At 53.5% G+C, this 19,681-nt stretch carries 14 protein-coding genes; 7 read left to right on the top strand and 7 right to left on the bottom strand.

Annotated elements, in window-relative coordinates:
- Positions 1-16: 16 nt before the first annotated feature.
- From D5085_08310 to D5085_08325, 4 genes are read right to left on the bottom strand one after another with little or no spacing between them, the layout of a single operon-like run.
- Positions 17-1,483, bottom strand: coding sequence for a type II toxin-antitoxin system HipA family toxin (locus D5085_08310; GenBank protein ID QEP43115.1), 1,467 nt, complete (start codon positions 1,481-1,483; stop codon positions 17-19).
- Complete coding sequence (locus D5085_08315; GenBank protein QEP43116.1) at positions 1,257-1,568, bottom strand: XRE family transcriptional regulator; 312 nt, start codon at positions 1,566-1,568, stop codon at positions 1,257-1,259. Before D5085_08315 ends, D5085_08310 begins: the two co-directional genes overlap by 227 nt.
- A gap of 51 nt (positions 1,569-1,619) precedes the next feature.
- Positions 1,620-3,611 (bottom strand): hydantoinase/oxoprolinase family protein, encoded by a 1,992-nt coding sequence (locus D5085_08320; GenBank protein ID QEP43117.1) that lies wholly within the window; start codon positions 3,609-3,611, stop codon positions 1,620-1,622.
- 6 nt (positions 3,612-3,617) lie between these two features.
- Complete coding sequence (locus D5085_08325; protein ID QEP43118.1) at positions 3,618-6,968, bottom strand: PAS domain S-box protein; 3,351 nt, start codon at positions 6,966-6,968, stop codon at positions 3,618-3,620.
- A gap of 114 nt (positions 6,969-7,082) precedes the next feature.
- Here D5085_08325 and D5085_08330 point away from each other — a divergent pair, with 114 nt between their 5' ends.
- From D5085_08330 to D5085_08345, 4 genes are read left to right on the top strand one after another with little or no spacing between them, the layout of a single operon-like run.
- On the top strand, positions 7,083-8,027 hold the full coding sequence (locus tag D5085_08330) for an ATP-binding cassette domain-containing protein (protein ID QEP43119.1): 945 nt from the start codon (positions 7,083-7,085) through the stop codon (positions 8,025-8,027).
- The gene (locus tag D5085_08335) at positions 8,024-8,785 is read left to right on the top strand and encodes an ABC transporter permease (GenBank protein ID QEP43120.1); all 762 of its coding nucleotides are present in this window, start codon (positions 8,024-8,026) and stop codon (positions 8,783-8,785) included. The genes D5085_08330 and D5085_08335 overlap by 4 nt, the downstream gene beginning before the upstream one ends.
- 17 nt (positions 8,786-8,802) lie before the next feature.
- On the top strand, positions 8,803-10,212 hold the full coding sequence (locus D5085_08340; protein QEP43121.1) for an ABC transporter: 1,410 nt from the start codon (positions 8,803-8,805) through the stop codon (positions 10,210-10,212).
- On the top strand, positions 10,191-11,090 hold the full coding sequence (locus tag D5085_08345) for a DUF4340 domain-containing protein (GenBank protein QEP43122.1): 900 nt from the start codon (positions 10,191-10,193) through the stop codon (positions 11,088-11,090). The genes D5085_08340 and D5085_08345 overlap by 22 nt, the downstream gene beginning before the upstream one ends.
- 201 nt (positions 11,091-11,291) lie before the next feature.
- Here D5085_08345 and D5085_08350 read toward each other — a convergent pair whose 3' ends face one another.
- Positions 11,292-11,873 (bottom strand): Uma2 family endonuclease, encoded by a 582-nt coding sequence (locus tag D5085_08350; protein ID QEP43123.1) that lies wholly within the window; start codon positions 11,871-11,873, stop codon positions 11,292-11,294.
- Between the two features lie 501 nt (positions 11,874-12,374).
- Between D5085_08350 and D5085_08355 the strand changes: the two genes are divergently transcribed.
- Positions 12,375-13,073 carry a response regulator gene (locus tag D5085_08355; GenBank protein QEP45104.1) on the top strand — a complete coding sequence of 233 codons (699 nt, stop codon included), beginning with the start codon at positions 12,375-12,377 and terminating at the stop codon, positions 13,071-13,073.
- 5 nt (positions 13,074-13,078) lie between these two features.
- Positions 13,079-14,296 carry a hypothetical protein gene (locus D5085_08360; protein ID QEP43124.1) on the top strand — a complete coding sequence of 406 codons (1,218 nt, stop codon included), beginning with the start codon at positions 13,079-13,081 and terminating at the stop codon, positions 14,294-14,296.
- A gap of 2 nt (positions 14,297-14,298) precedes the next feature.
- Here the strand turns inward: D5085_08360 and D5085_08365 are convergent, their stop codons facing one another.
- Complete coding sequence (locus tag D5085_08365) at positions 14,299-14,976, bottom strand: Fe2+-dependent dioxygenase (GenBank protein ID QEP43125.1); 678 nt, start codon at positions 14,974-14,976, stop codon at positions 14,299-14,301.
- An 11-nt stretch (positions 14,977-14,987) separates the two neighbouring features.
- Positions 14,988-16,064, bottom strand: a complete 1,077-nt coding sequence (locus D5085_08370; GenBank protein QEP43126.1) for a chorismate synthase — start codon at positions 16,062-16,064, stop codon at positions 14,988-14,990.
- 348 nt (positions 16,065-16,412) lie between these two features.
- Between D5085_08370 and D5085_08375 the strand changes: the two genes are divergently transcribed.
- Entirely contained in the window at positions 16,413-19,664 is a 3,252-nt protein-coding gene (locus D5085_08375; protein ID QEP45105.1) for a ribonucleoside-diphosphate reductase, read from the top strand.
- The last annotated feature ends 17 nt before the right edge of the window (positions 19,665-19,681 follow it).

Genomic DNA, 19,681 nt, shown 5'->3' on the forward strand with positions numbered 1-19,681 from the left:
ACTCTATTCTGTTCTTTTACCGCGCTAACCTCTCGGCCCGAACTGCGATGTCGGCCATTATTTGCGCAGTTTGGGATGCGGTAAGATGGCATTTAGCAAAGGGTGTCGCTGCCGTTTCTGCGAGAGTGAGTAGTTCATCTATCAGTCTGGCCATCTCTTTAGCACTCATACCGAACTCTCTGGCGTTCTGTTGTAACTCGCTCCCTGTTGGCGGGAATTCATCGGCCAAAAATTTAAGTGAGTGGTAGCTAGGCTCGTAGCCTCCCATGCCATCGAGTTGATTGGCCCTGCTAGGGAGTAGATCGTACACCGGTGAGAGGCACCACCCCTCTCTATCTCGTACTACGGAGAAATTTTTCAGATGATCATCGATATTGCCAATTAAGATGTTAAATAGCATGAGCCGGCAGAGCTGCTCTAAGTCGTCTCGGGGGCGATAGCTGTAGCGTCGTAGTAACTTGGCTAGATCGGCATAACTGACGCCGCAGCTAGAGTGAACCCCCATCAGTGCCTGCATACTCATAACATGAACTCGCCCGCCGTTAGCTAGGCAGTCAAAGCGCTTTACCATTAAAATATCTTGTCCAGCGATCATTTTAAGCCTAAATGGGGGGGTATTTAATCGATAATGGTGGGCTAGTTCGAGCGTTGCCGCCTCAACAGCGGGCAGATTCATACTGTCTGTCGGCTGTGATAGTTTGACTAGCCAGATGCTATCGTGACTATCTTTGACGACGACTTTAGGTCGCCCTCCGCCTACAGAGGAGCCGCCTTTAAAGAGTGCTCGTAGTACCGGCTCTGGAATCGATTCGCGGTTAAGCAGCCGATGAGCGGCATCGACAAGCTGCTCTAACTCCATCATCGAGCACCAAGCCATCTCTGGTTTTTGGCCATGGGTAATGATCTGAAGGGCACCAATCGGATCAGGATAGGTGTAGCCTAGTAGCTGAGCGACAGAGCTCTGCCTATTGAGTCTCTGATGCTGTCGAATTAGCATTAACCGCCCCCAACCTTCAGGGACAATATCACGAAATGTGGCAAAGAGCCCACTCGGATGGTGGGTGCGAAACAGGGTATTGCCGAGCGGTAGGCCCAAACCAGCTTGGTTTGAGGGGTGTAGCGCAAAACTGTGGCTCGCCTCGCAATAACTTCTCTCGTAACGAAACAGCCCCTCCACCCCCTCTTTAATCACCAGTTGACCGGCTACCATCTGGCTGCCATCGGGTAGTGTGATCCAGCTATCGTAGTGGTAGATTTCAGTTTGAGCCACGAGCTGAACGGGAGATTCGGTGTCGGGGTTGTTGGCTTCTCCCCCCTTCGAGAATATCGAGCAGCTCATCCGATTGGGCGAGTGCGTCGAGTAGCTGTTGTGGATTGCCGTAGTAGTCGATGGCAGTAAGCCAGTGTTTAATCGCGGTGCCAGGATCGGCTCGTTCCATTTTGGAGTAGGTGCCAAGGCTGACGCCAATGCGTGTGGCGGCATCAAGCTGGGTGTCGTTGTTAGCTAGCCGTTGTCGTCTGAGTGCCTCGGCTAGTCGTTGCAGAAGTGGCTCGTTATAACTGCTCATATTGTGGGTATTAGCTCGGTAAATTGAGGTTAATCTATAGTATATTGCAAATTAACCAAAATAGAGCAGCCGCAGTGACCCTCCCTCGATGAGCTCTGCCTGCCAGTTAGGGGCTAGCCAGGTGGTTGAGACCGCATCGACAATGAGCGCCGGCCCGCTAAGGGTGCGATTTTGGAGCTGGTGGCGCTCGTAGAGGGGGTAGGGGGAGGTGGCGTGGAGCGAGGAGAGATCGAGAGCGAGTGGCTCACTCTCCCCCTGCCACGGATAGATGGGATCTGGCTCGCTGATTTTAACCCTGAGGGTCACTAACTCAATCTCAGCCGCTAGGGTATGGCCGTAGCGCTGCTGGTGGGCGGCATGAAAGCGCTGCTGTAGTGTTTGCAGACTCTCACCGGCCTGCCACGATAGAGTAAGGCTAAAGGCCTGCCCGTGGTAGCAGAGATCAAGACTCGGCTGACAGATGAGTCTCGCGGCGCTTACCCCTTGGGCTAACAGGGTATGGCGACCGGTTGTGATTAAGGGGGCGAGCCAGCTCTCGATCTGGTGCGGTGTTAGGTGTGACAGTGGCTTTTTAACGCTCTGGCTGAGGTGGCAGCCTCGGGGCGAGAGTAGCATACCGAGTGCCGAGAGGATGCCGGAGTGGATCGGCACCAGTGCCCGTTTCATCTGTAGCGCTTCGGCTAGGGCACAGACATGGAGTCCGCCGGCACCGCCAAAGCTGACTAGAGTTAAGGTTTTAGGATCGACGCCGCGCTCAATCGACATCACTCGCAGCGCCTGCGCCATCTGCTCATCGGCAAGCGCAACGATCCCCTCCGCCGCCGCAGTCACACTACACGCCATCCGTGCTGCTAGCGGGGTGAGTGCCGCCAGCGCCGCCGCACGGTCGAGCGCCATCTTTCCGCCTAAAAATAGGGCCGGATGGAGTCGGTTGAGGAGAAGATTAGCGTCAGTCACGGTGACCTCTTGCCCCCCTTGGCCATAGCAGGCGGGGCCGGGGAGTGCGCCGGCCGATTCGGGGCCGACATGGAGCATACCGCCCCTATCGAGGCGAGCGATAGAGCCGCCTCCGGCACCAATGGTGTGCATATCGACCATCGGTACCGCGACTGGCCAGCGACCAATGTGCCCTTCATTCGTGAGTTGTAACTCGCCTTGAATAAGCGCTACATCGGTCGAGGTGCCGCCCATATCAAAGCTAAGTAGCTGATGGTAGCCGCTTAAAGCGGCGACGCCACGGGCACCCGCTAATCCCCCGGCTGGGCCAGATAGCAGCAGATTGACCGTGCGTTTGGCCGCCTGATTCGCCTCGATAGTGGTGGCGCTGCTCTGCATAATCTGTAGCTGCGTCTTAGGTAGCTGCCGCTGTAGCTCGGCCAGATAGCGTGCCATAATCGGCCCGGTGGCGCTGTTAAGCCAGGTGGCGATACCGCGCTCATATTCGCGGTACTCCGGTAATATCTCACTGGAGCGGGAGATAAATAGCCCCGCTGGCATAGCCTCGGCTAGCTGGCGCTCAAAGGTGTCATCTAAAAATGAGAATAGTAGATTAATCGCTACCGCCTGTGGGCGGGTGGCGATTAGCCACTGCTGTAGCTGTTCGATATCGGCTGGGGTGAGCGGTTCAACTGTCTGGCCATCGGCACCGAGGCGGCCTCCGGTCTCAAAGATCAGCTCCTCTGCGAGAGGTGGTGGCAGTGGTCGGGGCTGTAGGTTATAGAGCTCCTCTCGTGCCTGCCGTCCGAGGGTTAGAATATCCCCTAGACCTCGATTGGTAATATAGGCGGTGGTGACCCCTTTACCCTCTAAGACCGCATTGGTCGCGACGGTAGAGCCGTGAATAATCGTTAGTGGTCGCTGCTCGGGGTCGAGTCCTAGCTCGCGTATCCCCTGTAAAATCGCTCGGTCGGGGGCCTCTGGGGTGGAGAGAACTTTGTGAATTCGTAATCGACTCCCCTCTAGTAGGGCAAAATCGGTAAAGGTGCCGCCGGTATCGATACCGAGCAGCAGAGGGGAGGGGGAGTTAATGAGACGATTTTCCATGGTATTTTAGAGAGAGCTTGGCGGTTGTGGTGGTTCGGCTCGCTCTAGCGGGATGGAGAACCAGAAACTCGAACCGTGATTGGGCACGCTTTCGACACCAATCTCTCCCCCCATCAGTTCGGTGAGCTGTCTGCTAATCGCTAATCCGAGTCCGGTGCCGCCATATTTGCGCGTTGTGGAGCCATCGGCTTGGGTAAAGCGTTCAAATAGGCGACTCTGCTGCTCTTGGGTAAGACCGATGCCGTTATCACGAACGACAATCGTTAGCACTACCGTGGTGGCTGAGTCTGGTTTGAGAGAGATATCAACCACCACCTCTCCGCCATTGGGGGTAAACTTAATCGCATTGCTAACTAGGTTGGTGATAATTTGCCCGATTCGAGTCGGATCACCGCAAAGCCAACACGGTTGGAGCCGATGGGCTGGGCAGAGGAGGGTAATCTCCTTCTCTGTAGCTCGTGGGGAGAGTAGTGAGGCTATCTGCTCTAAAGTGGTCGCTAGCTCAAACTCGATCTGCTCTAGTGCTAGTCTGCCTGCTTCAATTTTGGAGAAGTCGAGAATATCGCTCAGTAGTGTGAGGAGCGTATTGGAGCTCTGTTTGACCACCTCCAGTTTTTGGCGTTGATCGGCGGTTAGGGCAGGATCAAACTCTAGCATCAGGTCGGTCATGCCGATAATGCCGTTCATGGGGGTGCGAAGTTCGTGGCTCATGTTGGCTAAAAACTCCGATTTGGCTCGATTGGCCGCTTCGGCGCGCTGTTGAGCGCTAATCAGTTCGCTCTCTATCTGCTTTTGTCGGGTAATATCGCGGCCAATAATCACTAGCGCCTTGCGTTCGCCTTCGGGGTCGAAGATGGGCATTTTGCGCACCTCAAAAACCCTCTTTGTACCATCCCTATCGGCGATGTTCTCTATCGTGATGGAGATATGACGACTCTGCCAGGCGGTCTGATCACTATTGATACAGGCTTGATAGACGGTGGCGAGTATTGGCTGCAGCTGGGCTAGTTCGGCATCGGTTTTGCCCTCCCATGCCAGATCGGTCATTTGAAACAGTTGTCGTGCTACCTGATTGGTTAAGAGCCATCTTCCTTTACCATCTTTAACAAAGACGGCATCAGGTAGGGTATTCATAAAGGTAACGAGTCGGTCGTGGTGCTCTTGTTGGGCTAGCTCGGCGAGTTTGCGTTGGGTGATATTCTCTTTAATCGCTACATAGTGGCTGGTGCGTCCTGTATCGTCACTGATGGAGGTAATGGTGGCAAACTCCCAAAACAGAGCACCATCCTTGCGCCGGTTGCAAAGCTCCCCCTGCCACGCTTGGCCGTTACAGAGGTTGTCCCATAAGCGCTGATAGAACGCCTCATCGTGGCGGCCCGATTTGAGCAGGCGTGGGTTTTGACCAACGACCTCCTCGGGGCTGTAGCCGCTGACATAGCTAAAGGCGGGGTTGACATACTCAATGGTCCCTTCGGTATTGGTGATAACGAAGCTGGTATGGCTCTGCTCTACCGCACGAGTGAGTTTGCGTAGCTGCTCCTCGGCCTGCCGTCGTTGGGTAATCTCTTTGGCAAGGCGACGATTCCAGTAGAGAATGGTGAGCGTAATGAGTAAAAACAGGCTGATAAGTTGCCATAGTAGGGTATAGTCGGTCGTTGTCTTGGTAATTATCTGCCGCACCATCCACTTCTCATCAATCTTTTTACGCTCCTGCGGGGTAATGGCGCGAATGGCACGATTGAGCAGCGGGAGTAGCTGTGCGTGCTCCTTGCGTACCATTAGTTGTAGGGGAAAGAGGATATCGGTCACGCCAGCTAGTTTGAGTTCGTGGGCCGAAAAGTTGGCTAGATGGTGCTGTAGTACCGGTAGAATATCGACTGCGGCAAAAGCGTTGCCATTAATGACCTGCTGTAGCGCTTGGTGGGTATTTTCGACCTGAATCAGATCGATCTGTGGATAGTGGTGTCGTAGTAGATGGTAGGCGCTGTAGTTGCGGCCAACCGCGACCGGTTTGCCGTTTAAAGAGGCGGCGTTAAAGAGATAGTCGCTGCTAGCGCGGGTGGCAACGGCGATGGGGAACTCTTCGTAACTAGCAGAGAAGAGCGCATAGGCCTCTCGATCTGCGGTGCGGGTGGTGCTAGGGTAGATATCGGTTTGACCCTGCTGCATCATCTCCAGTATGGCGGCGAAGGGGAGTGGCGGTGTTCCTGTCACTTCGTTAAGTTTAAGTTTATCCCGTATCAGTGCCCAGTAATCTTCACTAATGCCGATGATATTGCCCTGTTCATCTTTTAGGTTAAAAGGTGTCCAATCGTAGGAGAGTTGGCGGTGGAAGGTGGTGGTATCAAGGTAGTGGCGCTCTGCTGCGGTGAGTTGTAGTTCGGTGCGTTGTTGTGGCTGAAATAGTAATCCTGGTAGAGAGTCTGGCTGCGGTAGCTGATAGTAGCTAGCCACCTGGCGGGCTGCATTGAGCAGTACATCTTCAAATAGACTGCCGATAGGTAGCGGCAGCGGGAGAATGAGTTCGTGGGTCTTTTCTGCCTCATAGAGTAGCGCTTCGCGGCTTTTGTGCTGCGAATATTTTTCGAGAATGAGATCGACAATCTGTGGCTGATTCTCTAGGGCGTAGCGCCACCCCTCGTGACTGGCCTGAACAAAATGGTGGGTCTGTTCTGGCTCTCGCTCCGTTTGAGCGGTGGAGGTAAAGAGGTAGAGATCCCCGAGGCTGCGCATGTAGTCGTAAAATTCGTGGACGGTAAAGGGGATATTTTGCTGTAGCAGATAGAAAGGTTCGTTGGAGATAAAGGCGGTCATGGCATCGACCTCGCCTCTGATAAAGGGTGTGGCATTAAATGTGTGGGGTACGATATCGATATTTTTCCCCGCCGTCAGCCCCTCCTGTTTGAAGATAAGCTGTACTATTGGCGAGTTAAAATCCTTATCCGATATCATTAACCGCTTGCCAGCTAGTTGTGATAGTGAGTCAATGTCGGGTCGAGTGAGGATAACCAGTGGCAGTTTTTTAAAGTAGTTGGCTAGTAGTTTGATCGGTTTTTGCTGTAGGTAAGCGAGAAGTACATCGCTGTGAAAGAGGCCAAAATCGTACTCTCCAGAGAGCACAGAGGCGATAATATCACTGCCGTGCTGATACTCAATTAGCTCAACTTCGAGTCCATGTCGGGCGTAAAAGCCCTGTTCGATGGCGGCATAGAAGCCGGCAAACTCAAACTGGTGTTTCCAAGGGAGCATGAGCGTGATTTTAGTCGAGCTATCGGCCCCCTGTAGAGGCAGCGTCTCCGATAAGAGAGCGGAAGGGGTGATGAGCAGTAGCCACAATAGCACTGGTAGTCGGTACATGGTTGACAAAATTCCCCCATTGCTTGTGAAGTTAATCGTCTGTCCCCAAATCAGCCATGCTCTGTCAAATCGCTTGGTTAATGTAACAAAGACTAATTTCGGGAAAGAGTTATTATGACGCAAACACGACTTCAGGTGCAGCAGTTATCGCGCCGCTATGGTGAGCAGTTAGCGGTAAACGGTATCAGCTTTAAGGTCGAACAGGGGGAGGTGCTCGGCTTTCTAGGCCCGAATGGGGCTGGAAAATCGACGACTATGCAGATGATTACCGGCAATCTGGCCCCCTCTACCGGTGAGGTTTCGGTTAACGGTATCGATCTGCTCGATAATCCTAAAGAGGCGAAAGCGATGATAGGCTTTCTGCCGGAGCAGCCCCCCCTCTATCGTGAGCTGACGGTGGATGAGTTTTTAGGCTACTGCGCTAAACTGCACGGTATTCGGCGCAGAGGCGTGGCGGAGGCGGTTGATCAGGTTAAGCAGCGCTGCGGGCTAACCGACATGGGAAGACGGCTCATTAACAACCTCTCGAAGGGGTATCAGCAGCGGGTCGGTATTGCACAGGCGATTATCCATTCGCCGGAGCTAGTGATTCTGGATGAGCCGACGGTAGGGTTAGATCCTATTCAGATTCGCTCTATTCGGGGGCTAATTAAGGAGCTAGGCGATGATCACAGCGTCATTCTTTCGACCCATATTCTACCCGAAGTGCAGGCGACCTGTGATCGGGTACAGATTATCAATCGGGGTGAGTTAGTCGTTAGTGATACCATTGAGGGGATGATGGGGCGTATGGCCCACGACTCGATGCGAATCAAACTGCGCCAGCCCCCGCCATTAACGGAGCTAGAGCAGATTAGCGGTGTGGTGGCGGTCGAGGCGCTCGCAGAGGGCCACTTTAGGCTAGCGTGTGATCCAGAACAAGATCCGGCCGAGCAGGTGGCGATTGCGGCGGTTGAGGCTGGTTGGGGATTATTAGAGCTGACGCCGGAGCAGCGTTCGTTGGAGGATATTTTTGTCGATATTACCTGTAGTGAGAGTGAGGAGATGGAGACGGTATGATGATCTTGACCATTGCGGGGCGCGAGCTGCGCTCCATGTTTCTTTCGCCGCTAGCGTGGGCGGTACTGGCGGTGGTAGAGGCGATTTTAGCCTTTCTATTTCTACAACAGCTCGATCTCTTTATCGCCTTTCAGTCGCAGCTAGCGATGCTCGAATCTCCTCCGGGAGTGACTGAAGTGGTAGCGATGCCGATCTTCTCCACCGCAGCGATTGTGCTGCTGTTGGTGGTACCGCTGCTAACGATGCGGCTGTTAAGTGAAGAGAAGCGGCAAAAGACGCTACCGCTGTTGATGTCAGCCCCGATCTCAATGAGCGAGATTGTACTGGGGAAATATCTGGGTATGGTCGCTTTTTTGGCAATTATGGTCGCGCTAATCGGTTTAATGCCGCTGTCGCTACTAGCCGGAGGGAGGCTCGATTTTGGGCTGCTATTGACCGCCCTGCTAGGGCTGTTGCTTATGGTCTCTGCCTTTGCGGCGGCAGGGCTGTTTCTCTCCTCGCTAACCAACCACCCAGCCGTCGCGGCTGTGAGTAGCTTTGGACTACTGCTGTTATTGTGGCTAATCGATATTGCCGGCGGTGCCGATGGTGCGACATCGGATCAGCTATTGAGTTGGTTATCGTTACAGCGCCACTACGATGCTCTGCTAAAGGGGCTAATCGATAGTGGCGATCTGATCTATTTTCTGCTCTTTAGCGCTACCTTTTTACTGCTAACGGTGCGCCAACTCGATGCCGAACGGCTACAGAGCGGTTAGTCAACAGGAGACAAACGATGCAACTAACAATCAAAGGACGGCGGCGACTACAGCTGCAATCTTGGAGTTTTGTACTCCTACTACTGGCGCTGGTGGCGCTAATTGGGGTGGTATCGGAGCGCTACAGTGGCCAGATCGATATGACTGCTACCGGTCGTCACACCCTGTCGGAGGCGACTACACAGCTATTGGCCCAGATGGAGGGGCCGCTTGAAATCACTGCCTTTACCCGAGCTCTCAATGAGAGCCAGTTAGCGAAGCAGATTCGGGAGCTAATCGAGCGCTACCAGCGCCTAAAGGGCGATATTAAACTTGACTTTGTCGATCCCGATCGGGAGCCGGAGCTGGTGCGACAGCACAATATCACCATGGATGGCGAGCTGTTAATTCGTTATGGTCAGCGACAAGAACAGCTAACCACCCTCGGTGAACAGGCGCTAACTAATGCGTTACAGCGGCTGTTACGCAGTGGCGAGCGCGAAGTTGTCTTCATTAGCGGTCATGGAGAGCGTCGCTTTGATGGCGCAGCAAATCATGATTTAAGCCAATGGGCCGAACGCTTAGCACAGAAAGGGTTTCTGTTTCGGGCACAAAATTTAAGTGTCGAGCTAGGGCTCTCAAAGAGTGTCGCCGCTGTGGTGCTCGCCTCACCGCGTACCGAACTGCTACCTGGCGAGGTGGAGCAGCTACTGAACTATGTTGACCAGGGAGGAAACTTACTCTGGCTACACGATCCCGACGATGCGGTCACTCTGCCGCAGCTACAGCAGGCGCTGGGGGTAGCGTTTAATCCTGGCACCTTGGTTGATCCGACCGGGCAGATGCTGGGAATCGACAACCCCGCCTTTATTCTAGTTGCAGAGTACCCGCAACACCCTGTGACCGGCGACCTGAGCAGTTTGACACTCTTTCCGATAGCCCATAGCCTTAACACGGCGCTCGATAGTCAGCAGTGGCAAGCACAGCCGATCTTACAGAGTCTGGAGCGTAGCTGGCTGGAGAGTGGTGAGCTGCAAGGGGAGATCGACTTTAACCAAGCTGAGGGTGATCTACCGGGGCCGCAAACGCTTGCGCTGGCGCTAACACGGGAGATCACAGCCGAGCAAGAGAGCCACAGCGAAGAGGCAGAGGCGGTCATTGAGGCGTTACCGGCTCGACAGCAGCGAGTGGTAGTGGTTGCCGATGGCGATTTTATTAGCAACGCCTACCTTGGCAATGGCGCGAACCACGATCTGGGCGAGCGACTATTAAACTGGCTCTCGTATGATGATGCGATGATTACCATCCCCTCTCGTGCCGCACCCGATGTTAACCTAGAGCTCTCTTCGAGCGCCTTAACCGCGATCTCACTGCTATTTCTGATCCTAATCCCGCTAGGACTTTTAGGCAGTGGTGGCTGGATCTGGTGGCGGCGGCGCAGAGCATAGGGGGCGATATGGCAAAGCGTAACAAACTCAATCTGCTCTTAGCGCTACTGGTTGTTGGGCTAGCGCTATTTGTCTGGTTCGATGAGCCGCCCTCCACCGAGAGTAAACCCTCCCCCTTAGCGCTACTTAAAGAGGGTGAGGTGACCGACATTCGACTCACTAAAGGGGGGGTGACCACCCTCTTAGTGCGCGAGAGTGAGGGTGAACAGTGGCAGCTAACTCAACCGATAACCGCACCTGTGCAGCCATTTAAGGTCGATTCGCTGCTAGCGCTGTTGGCGGTTGAGCCGTTTAACCGTTTTAGTGTCGCGAATGAGGCCTCCTTAGCGCAGTATGGTTTGGCCGAACCGATGGTCGAGGTGGCGTTTAACCAAGGGGCAGTGACCTTCAAGTTTGGGGCACAGACCGCCCTAGATCGGCGTCGTTATGTCGCTATTGGAGGCGAGGTGGCAACCATTGCCGACTACCACTACTATCAGGCGGCGGCTGACTACAATGACTTTATCAACCCACGCCTGTTGCCGAATAATCCGCAGTTAGTTGCCTTTATACTGCCCGAATTTACCCTGCGCCATGGTGAGTCGGGTTGGGCTATCGAACCGGCAGAACCGACTGTTAGCGCCGATAGCGTGGCCGACTGGGTCGATAACTGGAAATATACCAGTGCGCTATCGGTAGAGGCGTTAGAGGAGCCGCCTACAGAGATAGAGGGGCGTATTGAGATTGAGATGGCAGCGGGTGAGCGCGTAACTTGGCTCTTGAGCGAGAATGAGCGTCATGAGCCGCAGCTCTATCGGCCCGATCTGAAGCTGCTCTATCAACTGCCACAGAGCCAGAGAAGACTGTTTGAGCGGCCGCTCTCTGAAGTGAGTGAGTAGCAGCCGCCCATCACTCTACTCTATTTAGTAGGGGCGGGTTTGAAACCCGCCCCTACACGCCGTGGATTACTGGAAAAAAGGATCGTCTAAAAAGCACGGTTTGAATCACACTTGGTTGGATGGGCATCATAGAAATCGCAAGGGTGACGAAACGATGAACAAGGCCCAGTGCGGGGTCATGGCTACCGTTTTACCTATCCGTTAACCATCATCCGCTAAAATAGGGTTTATATCCTCAAACAGCTCACTCATCGGTAGCGTCAACTCCAGCGTATAGACCGGTAACGCCGCATCACTCTCCCGGCGATAACAGTGGTAGAGCCAATCCCCTTGCTCTGCCCGACGAAAGATCTCAATCTGCTGCTCATCAATATCGACTAACCAGTACTCCTGTAGCGTCTCTATTGTGCGATAAGCCGCAAATTTACCGTTGCGATCATAAGCTTCGGTCGATTCTGATAAGACCTCAACAATAAGAGTCGGCTCTGTAATATAGAGCTCTGCGCCATTATCTGCGGCACTACATGTCACCACAATATCGGGATAGTAGAAAGCATTACGGTTTAACAGGCGTAGTTTGAGATCGTTCGCGTAGGCCCGGCATTTTGAACCGCGCAGCTGAGATTTTAGTGCGGCAAAGATATTCCCCGTCGCCACCACATGCAGTCGTCTGGCACCGACCATGGCATAGATCTCGCCATCAACATATTCGTGTTTTAATTCGGTCTGTTGCGCCTCCCAGGTGAGATACTCATCCGGTGTCATTAGAGTCTGGTTTAACATAGCCGCTGCTGCCAATTAACTCTCCTTTATGTTTTGCACCCTATTCAGCTGCCGGCAGAGCCACCGTCACAGTCGTTCCATCTACAAGTAAGTGTAACTGAACCGGTCGCAAACCCCAAGCAGAAACCGCGCCGTAGCCGTATAAACATTGCCCAACTGCTAGAGCAATACGAGCAAATGGCTCAGGAGCTGAGTGAAGTCGACATTGCACGGCACTTGGACATTCCTCGCACAACACTGCGTCACTATCAGCTTATTCCGGCGCTCTACCTTCAACGGGTAGCTCAGAGAATGACCACAGCAAAGGCGGCCTGACGAAACGATGAACAAGGCCATTTTTTGATCTAAATCAGTTTCGTGCTGTCGCTGTCGAACTAGCCGCGCTATTGACACGGTTATTACCACTCTTTTTGGCTTTCGCCCCCCAAACCGTCATACTATTGTCATGAAAATCGCTTTTAATGATCATTTTTTCACTGAGCACTTTAATTTTTTGAGATGATGCACAAAAAGAGCGTTTTGTTAGTAGAGGATGAAGCTCCGATTCGAGCTATGTTGCGCCACGCCCTCAGCCGAGAAGACTTTATAGTCTATGAGGCCGATTCCGTCCACTCGGCGCGGCTGGCGTTGGCCGACCATCGTCCCGATCTGATTCTGCTCGACTGGCTGCTTCCAGGCGGTGAGAGTGGTATCGACTTTGCCGTAAAGCTGCGTCGGGATGAGAGTTTAGGCGATATTCCGGTGATTCTGCTGACCGCACGAGCCGCCGAGGAGGATAAGGTACGCGCTCTGGAGTCGGGGGCTGATGACTACATTACCAAACCGTTCTCGCCGCGGGAACTAGTTGCCCGCATCCATGCGGTGCTAAGACGCGCCACGCCCGGAGATAAAGAGGGTAAAGTGCGGGCTGGGCGAATAACCCTAGATAAAGAGGCGCACCTGTTTTGGTGCGATGATGAGCATGAGATCCACCTAGGACCAACCGAATATAAAATGTTAGAGCTATTTATTCTTGCCCCTGAACGCGCCTTTAGCCGTTCACAACTGCTAGATCGAATTTGGGGCCATGGCAGTTATGTTGAAGATAGAACGGTCGATGTTCATGTTCGGCGGTTAAGGCAGGCGCTAATGCCCTACCAGTTACAGGCGTATATTAAAACGGTTCGCGGCGTCGGTTACCGCTTCTCTTCTAAAACTTAAGGTGAATGCTAGTTATGGGCAAGCTCTTTATCTGTAATGGCCCGAAAAATAAACCGATACCCTTTTTGCGCGGTATTTTGACCCGTTCGCTGCAAGATGCCGGTCTTGAGTTTAATCAAGCCTACCAATTAGCGTCCGAGATTAGGGCGCAGCTCAATCGTGACAATGAAGATTGCACCATGACGCCATACGAGTTACGCAAAGCCGTTCAGGAGCAGTTGAAACAACACCACAGTGAGGCGGTATTAAAGCGCTATAACGCTAGTGGCGTGCTGCCGGAGACGATTATGGTGCGCTTAGGGCCGACACAATTAACCCCCTTTTCGCGGCTACAGCATCAACGGGATCTTGACTCCTGTTGTCTGACACGAGAGGAGTCGGCGACTATTACGAACCGAGTATTTGAGTATCTGCTAGAGAGGGGCTATAGCGAAGTCTCCACCGAAGAGTTGATAAAGTTGACACACCAATACCTAATGGCCGAGGCCGGGGTTGAGGCAGCGAAACACTACCATAGCTGGATCAAATTTCAGCGCAGCAACATTCCGTTGCTGATCTTAATTGGCGGTGCGCCCGGCTGTGGTAAGAGCTCTATTGCCACCGAGCTGGCACATCGACTCAATATCGTCCGTATTCAATCGACCGATATGTTGCGCGAGGTGATGCGGATGATGCTGCCAAAAAAGGTCGCCCCGTCGCTCCATACCTCCTCCTTTAACGCCTGGCAGATGTTACCGCAAGGGGGGGAGGGGGAAGAGGGGAGCCCCGATAAACCGTTAATTGATGGCTATCTGGCCCAAGCTGAACTGGTCTCTGTCGCCTGTGAAGGGGCGATTCAACGGGCGCACAAAGAGCGGGTGTCGCTGATTCTGGAGGGGGTGCATATCTATCCGGTGCTAATCGAGAAGATTCACTCGTTAACTTCACAGATGTTAATCGTACCGGTTATGCTAGCCACCCTCCATCCGGATCTTCTAAAACAGCGCTTTAAGGGGCGGCATAAGGATCAGCCCGAGCGGCGCAGTAAGCGCTACCTGCGGCAGTTTAGCCGTATCTGGCAGCTACAATCATTTCTGCTCTCTGAGGCCGATAATGCTGGCATTACCATCGTCCATAACAGCGATAAGGAGGCGATGGTACAGGAGATTTTGCGTCTAATTGGCAGCGCGATAGAGAAGCGGTGTGATGCCGTTAAAGATAAAGATAAAGACAGGAATAGATAGCGCTAAACATCGCTCCACATTCTTGTCAGATTCACCAGCACATAATCGACCTCAAAGGTCTCGCGACGACCAGGACGGCTCTGTAGTAGCCTCTCGCGGGCATTTGAGAGGGTAAAGAGCAGCTCTCGTTGTACCGGATCGCGAATCATGCTCTGTAGCCAGCCGACGGCTACCATGCGCACACCAGCGGTTACCTCTGCGACTCGGTGCAGACTCGCCGAGGGGTAGAGTACCGCACTGCCTGCGGCCAATTTCGCCTGCTGTTCGGCGTAGTGGGTCTGAATCGTTAACTCCCCCCCCTCATACTCGTTAGGATCGGTTAAAAACACGGTAAAGGAGAGATCGGTACGGTAGTAGGGGTCGCTGCCCATAATTGGATCATCAATATGGGTGCCATAGCTCATGCCCGCAGTATAGCGGGCGAAGAGCGGGGTGGAGATTTTGGCCGGATAGGCGATACGACTAAACAGCGGATGGCGATAGAGTGCTCCTACGATCAGCTTCGCTAGTACCTCTTTTTGTGGCGCGGTACGACTTAGCTCTAGGTTCTGTTTTACCGTATCGGCCTCCTTGCCGGCGCTCAGTTTGCCATCAACGAACTGCCCCTCTGACTGCTCTAGGGTTTTGCGAATCGCCTTTAACTCTTCGGCGGTTAAGAGATTATCGAGTTGGTAGAGCATCTTCTCTCCTGCTAATTGTCGTTACAGTTGCGATCACCGTTTTGGCCGCGATGGCGCAGCAGATGATCCATCATGGTGATCGCCAGCATCGCCTCGGCAATCGGGGTCGCACGAATACCGACACAAGGGTCGTGCCGACCTTGGGTGATGAGCTCAATCGGCTCAGCGGCTCGATTAATGCTCTCAATGGGGAGGCGTAGGCTGGAGGTCGGTTTCAGGGCGATAGAGACCACAATATCTTGGCCACTGGAGATCCCCCCTAAGATCCCCCCGGCATGGTTAGAGCGAAAACCTGTCGGGGTGATCGGGTCACGATGAACACTCCCCTTTTGGGTAATCGACTCAAAGCCGGCACCGATCTCAACCCCCTTAACGGCATTAATGCTCATCATCGCATGGGCAATATCGGCATCGAGGCGATCAAATACCGGCTCCCCTAACCCGATCGGAACTCCGCTAGCGACGACATTCACCCGCGCACCGATGGAGTCCCCCTCTCTGCGTAGCGCGTCCATATAGGCCTCTAGCTCCGGTACCTGTGCGGCGTTAGGAAAGAAGAACGGATTGCTATCTACCGCCTCCCAGTCGAGTTGAGTCGCTCTGATCGGTCCTAGCTGCGATAGATAACCACGAATGGTAATCCCCTTTGTGGCCAGATAGCGCTTTGCAATCGCTCCGGCCGCGACTCGCATCGCCGTCTCTCGGGCTGAGGAGCGACCGCCGCCTCGGTAGTCGCGAATACCGTACTTATGGTGGTAGGTATAGTCGGCGTGTCCTGGTCGAAAGCTATCGGCAATATTGGTGTAGTCTTTGGAGCGTTGATCGGTGTTGTGAATGATCAATCCAATCGGGGTGCCGGTGGTTTGACCCTCAAAGACGCCGGAGAGGAGGGTCACCTCATCGGCTTCGCGCCGTTGGGTCGTATGGCGTGAGGTGCCCGGTTTGCGCCGATCTAGCTCCCGTTGCAGATCGGCCTCACAGAGCGGCAAACCTGGCGGACAGCCATCGACAATGGCACCGAGCGCTAGGCCGTGGCTCTCTCCAAAAGTCGTTACTGTAAAGAGTTTACCGAAGCTGTTTCCTGACATCTGCGCTTGCTCCAAGGGCTGTGATAAGGGGGGATAAAACGGCGGTAGTATAGCATGCAGATGGGGTGGCTGGCGCTATTGTGGATATCTTGTGGGTAGAGTTGGGGATAATATTTTAGGTAGCTAGGGCGTTAGCGCTAACTGGTTGAGGTGCGGTAAGATTATTTTTTCCTCTCGGTGCGAGGCAAAATAGGGCTTGGTCAAACCACAATATGTAGCGATAATCCCCCAGCAAAACCACAATATGTTGTGTTTTTACTGCCATCTCGGCAAATTTATTTTGTGTCAAACTTGAGGGAGAGTTTTGTGACCACTCAGCAGCGAGCCCACTTAAAAGCGGTTAAACCGATGAGCACCGACATTCCGTTTCAGGAGGCCTCTATCGATATTTGGGATAAAAAGTATCGTCTCAAAACGAAAGCCGGAGAGGTGATTGACGAGACGATGGACTCTACTTGGCAGCGTATCGCCCGTGCCCTAGCCGATGTTGAGCAGAGTGATATTAAGCGGGAAGAGTGGTACCAAAAGTTTCTCTGGGCGCTGCGCCACGGTGCGATACCGGCGGGGAGAATTACCTCTAATGCCGGTGCATTAAGCTATAAGCCGGCGACCTCAACGATTAACTGTACCGTATCGGGTACGATTGATGACTCGATGGATGGCATTTTGCAAAAAGTACACGAGGCGGGGCTAACATTGAAAGCCGGTTGTGGCATTGGTTACGAATTTTCCACCCTAAGACCGAAAGGGGCCTTTGTCGCTGGGGCCGGCGCCTATACCTCTGGGCCGCTATCGTTTATGGATATCTACGATAAGATGTGCTTTACCGTCTCCTCGGCGGGCGGGCGGCGCGGGGCACAGATGGCGACTTTCGATGTCGGTCACCCCGATGTCTTTGACTATATTCGCGCTAAACGGGAGGATGGGCGGCTGCGGCAGTTTAATCTCTCGCTGCTCATTACCAGCGACTTTATGGAGGCGGTTAAAAATGATCGCGACTGGCCGTTAGCGTTCCCCATCTCGGCTAAAGAGAGGGCGATAGATAAGATCGATATTAGCGATCCTGCGCAAGTTGTCTGGCGTGGCTGGCCTAATCCGACCCCCTATATCACTAATGAGGCCGGTAAAGTGGCTTGTCGAATCTATAAAACCGTTAAAGCTAAACGGTTGTGGGATATGATCATGAGTTCAACTTATGACTATGCCGAGCCTGGATTTATCCTAATTGACGAATACAACACCATGAATAACAACTGGTTTTGTGAAAATATTCGGGCGACAAATCCCTGCGTCACTGCCGAAACCTGGGTCCAGACCGATGCCGGGCCACGCCAGGTGAGTGACTTAATCGGCCAACCGTTTAACGCCGTTGTCGATGGGAAGCTCTACGCTAGTAGTGTAGAGGGGTTCTTCTATACCGCCACCAAAGCGATCGTTGAGCTACAGTGTGTCGAGGGGTACCGACTTCAGCTTACCGCCGATCACCGTGTGCGCCGCATTACGCTGCAAAACCGTTGGCGTCAGCAGAGCGAGTGGTGCGCGGTCTCAGATCTCAAGCCCGATGATCAAGTACTGCTGCATAACCATCAAAGCTATAGCCACTGGGACGGCGCTTATAGCCGTGGCGAGGGCTACTTGGTCGGACTACTGATCGGTGATGGCACCGTTAAGGCGGATGGTGAAGCGGTACTCTCGGTATGGCAGAACCACAGCGGTGCGGTGGTCAATGGTGTTTCAACCGATAGTGGCACCGCCAGCGTCATGGCCTATGCCCTGCATACAGCTAACGCCCTTTCGCACCGCTCTGATTTTCTCGGTTGGCGTCAAGTCAGCGGGCGTGATGAGTGGCGTCTCAGTACGGCTGCCATTAGTCACCTCGTTGCGAAACTCGGGATTAAAGCGGGGCACAAAACAGTCACACCACAGATGGAGCGCGGCTGTAGCGATTTTTATATCGGACTGCTACAGGGGCTGTTTGATGCCGATGGCTCAGTACAGGGTTCACAGCAAAAGGAGGGCAGTGTACGGCTATCACAATCCGATCTTGCCATGCTACAGGCGGTACAACGGATGCTGTTGCGCCTCGGAGTCGCCAGTCGTATCTATAAGCGTCGCCCGGCCGCCATGGCACGCCTTCCCGATGGCAAAGGGGGACAGCGTGAGTACGCCACACAGGCACAGCATGAACTGGTAATTAGTGGCTCTAATTTAACGCAATTTAGTCAGCAGATTGGCTTTATTGACAGCGTTAAACAGAGCCGGTTACAGCAGCTACTCAAAGGCTATCGCAGAGCTTTTAAGCGGGAGCGGTTTACCGCACGAGTCGCTGCCATTGTGCCCTGTGGCACCGCTAAAGTTTACGATGTGCAGGTGCCGGGAGTGAATACTTTTGATGCTAACGGACTACACGCTCACAACTGCGGCGAACAGGGGTTGCCCCCCTATGGTGCCTGTCTGCTCGGTTCGATTAACTTAACCCGATTTGTGCGCCAACCCTTTAGCGACAGCGCTTGGTTCGACTGGGAGGCGTATCGTGACGTAGTCTCGATCTTTACCCGTATGCTCGATAATGTGGTCGAAATTAACGGTCTGCCGCTACCGGAGCAGCGGGCAGAGATTGAGAATAAACGCCGTCACGGTATGGGCTTTCTGGGGCTAGGCTCGACCATTACTCTGCTTAAGATGAGCTATGGTGATGAGGCCTCTATCGCCTTTACCGAACAGGTAACCCGTGAGATGGCGCTAGCCGGCTGGCGTATCGGCCTAGAGCTAGCGAAAGAGAAGGGGCCTGCCCCGATTATGGAGCAGGAGTTTGAAGTCACTCAAGCGATGCTGCACCAACGACCAGAGATGGCCGCCGATGGGATTAAGGTGGGAGATAGCCTTCAAGGCAAACGGCTCCATGCCCGCTACAGCCGCTATATGCAGCAGCTAGCGACAGTCGATGCGAAACTGGTGGCTCAAATCGAACAGCACGGCTGCCGTTTTACTCACCACAGCTCAATTGCCCCGACCGGTACCATCTCGCTTAGTCTAGCTAATAATGCCAGTAACGGCATTGAGCCTAGTTTTGCCCACCACTACTCTCGCAATGTCATTCGTGAGGGTAAAAAGAGCAAAGAGAGGGTTGATGTCTTCTCCTATGAGCTTCTAGCCTATCGTACTCTAATTAATCCAGCGGCCATGCCCTATAGCGATAACCCCGCTGAGCAGCTCCCCGACTACTTTATCGCCGCCGATGCTGTGACACCGCAGCAGCATGTCGATATTCAGGCGGCGGCGCAGAAGTGGATAGACTCCTCCATCTCCAAAACGGCCAATGTGCCGACCGATTATCCTTTTGACGAGTTTAAAGATATCTATCTCTACGCCTATGAGAAGCGGCTAAAGGGGTGTACCACCTTCCGCTTTAACCCTGAGGTCTTCTCTGGGGTCTTGGTGAAAGAGCAGGATCTGGCCAATACCACCTACCGCTTTAAGCTTAAAAATGGCGATACGGTCGAGGTGAAGGGGAGTGATGAGATAGAGTATGACGGCGAACTCCATACCGCAGCCAACCTCTACGATGCCCTAAAAGAGGGCTACTACGGTAAATTTTAATAGGAGAGTTTAATCTT

The organism is Ectothiorhodospiraceae bacterium BW-2 (assembly GCA_008375315.1).
Lineage (GTDB): Bacteria > Pseudomonadota > Gammaproteobacteria > Thiohalomonadales > Thiohalomonadaceae > BW-2.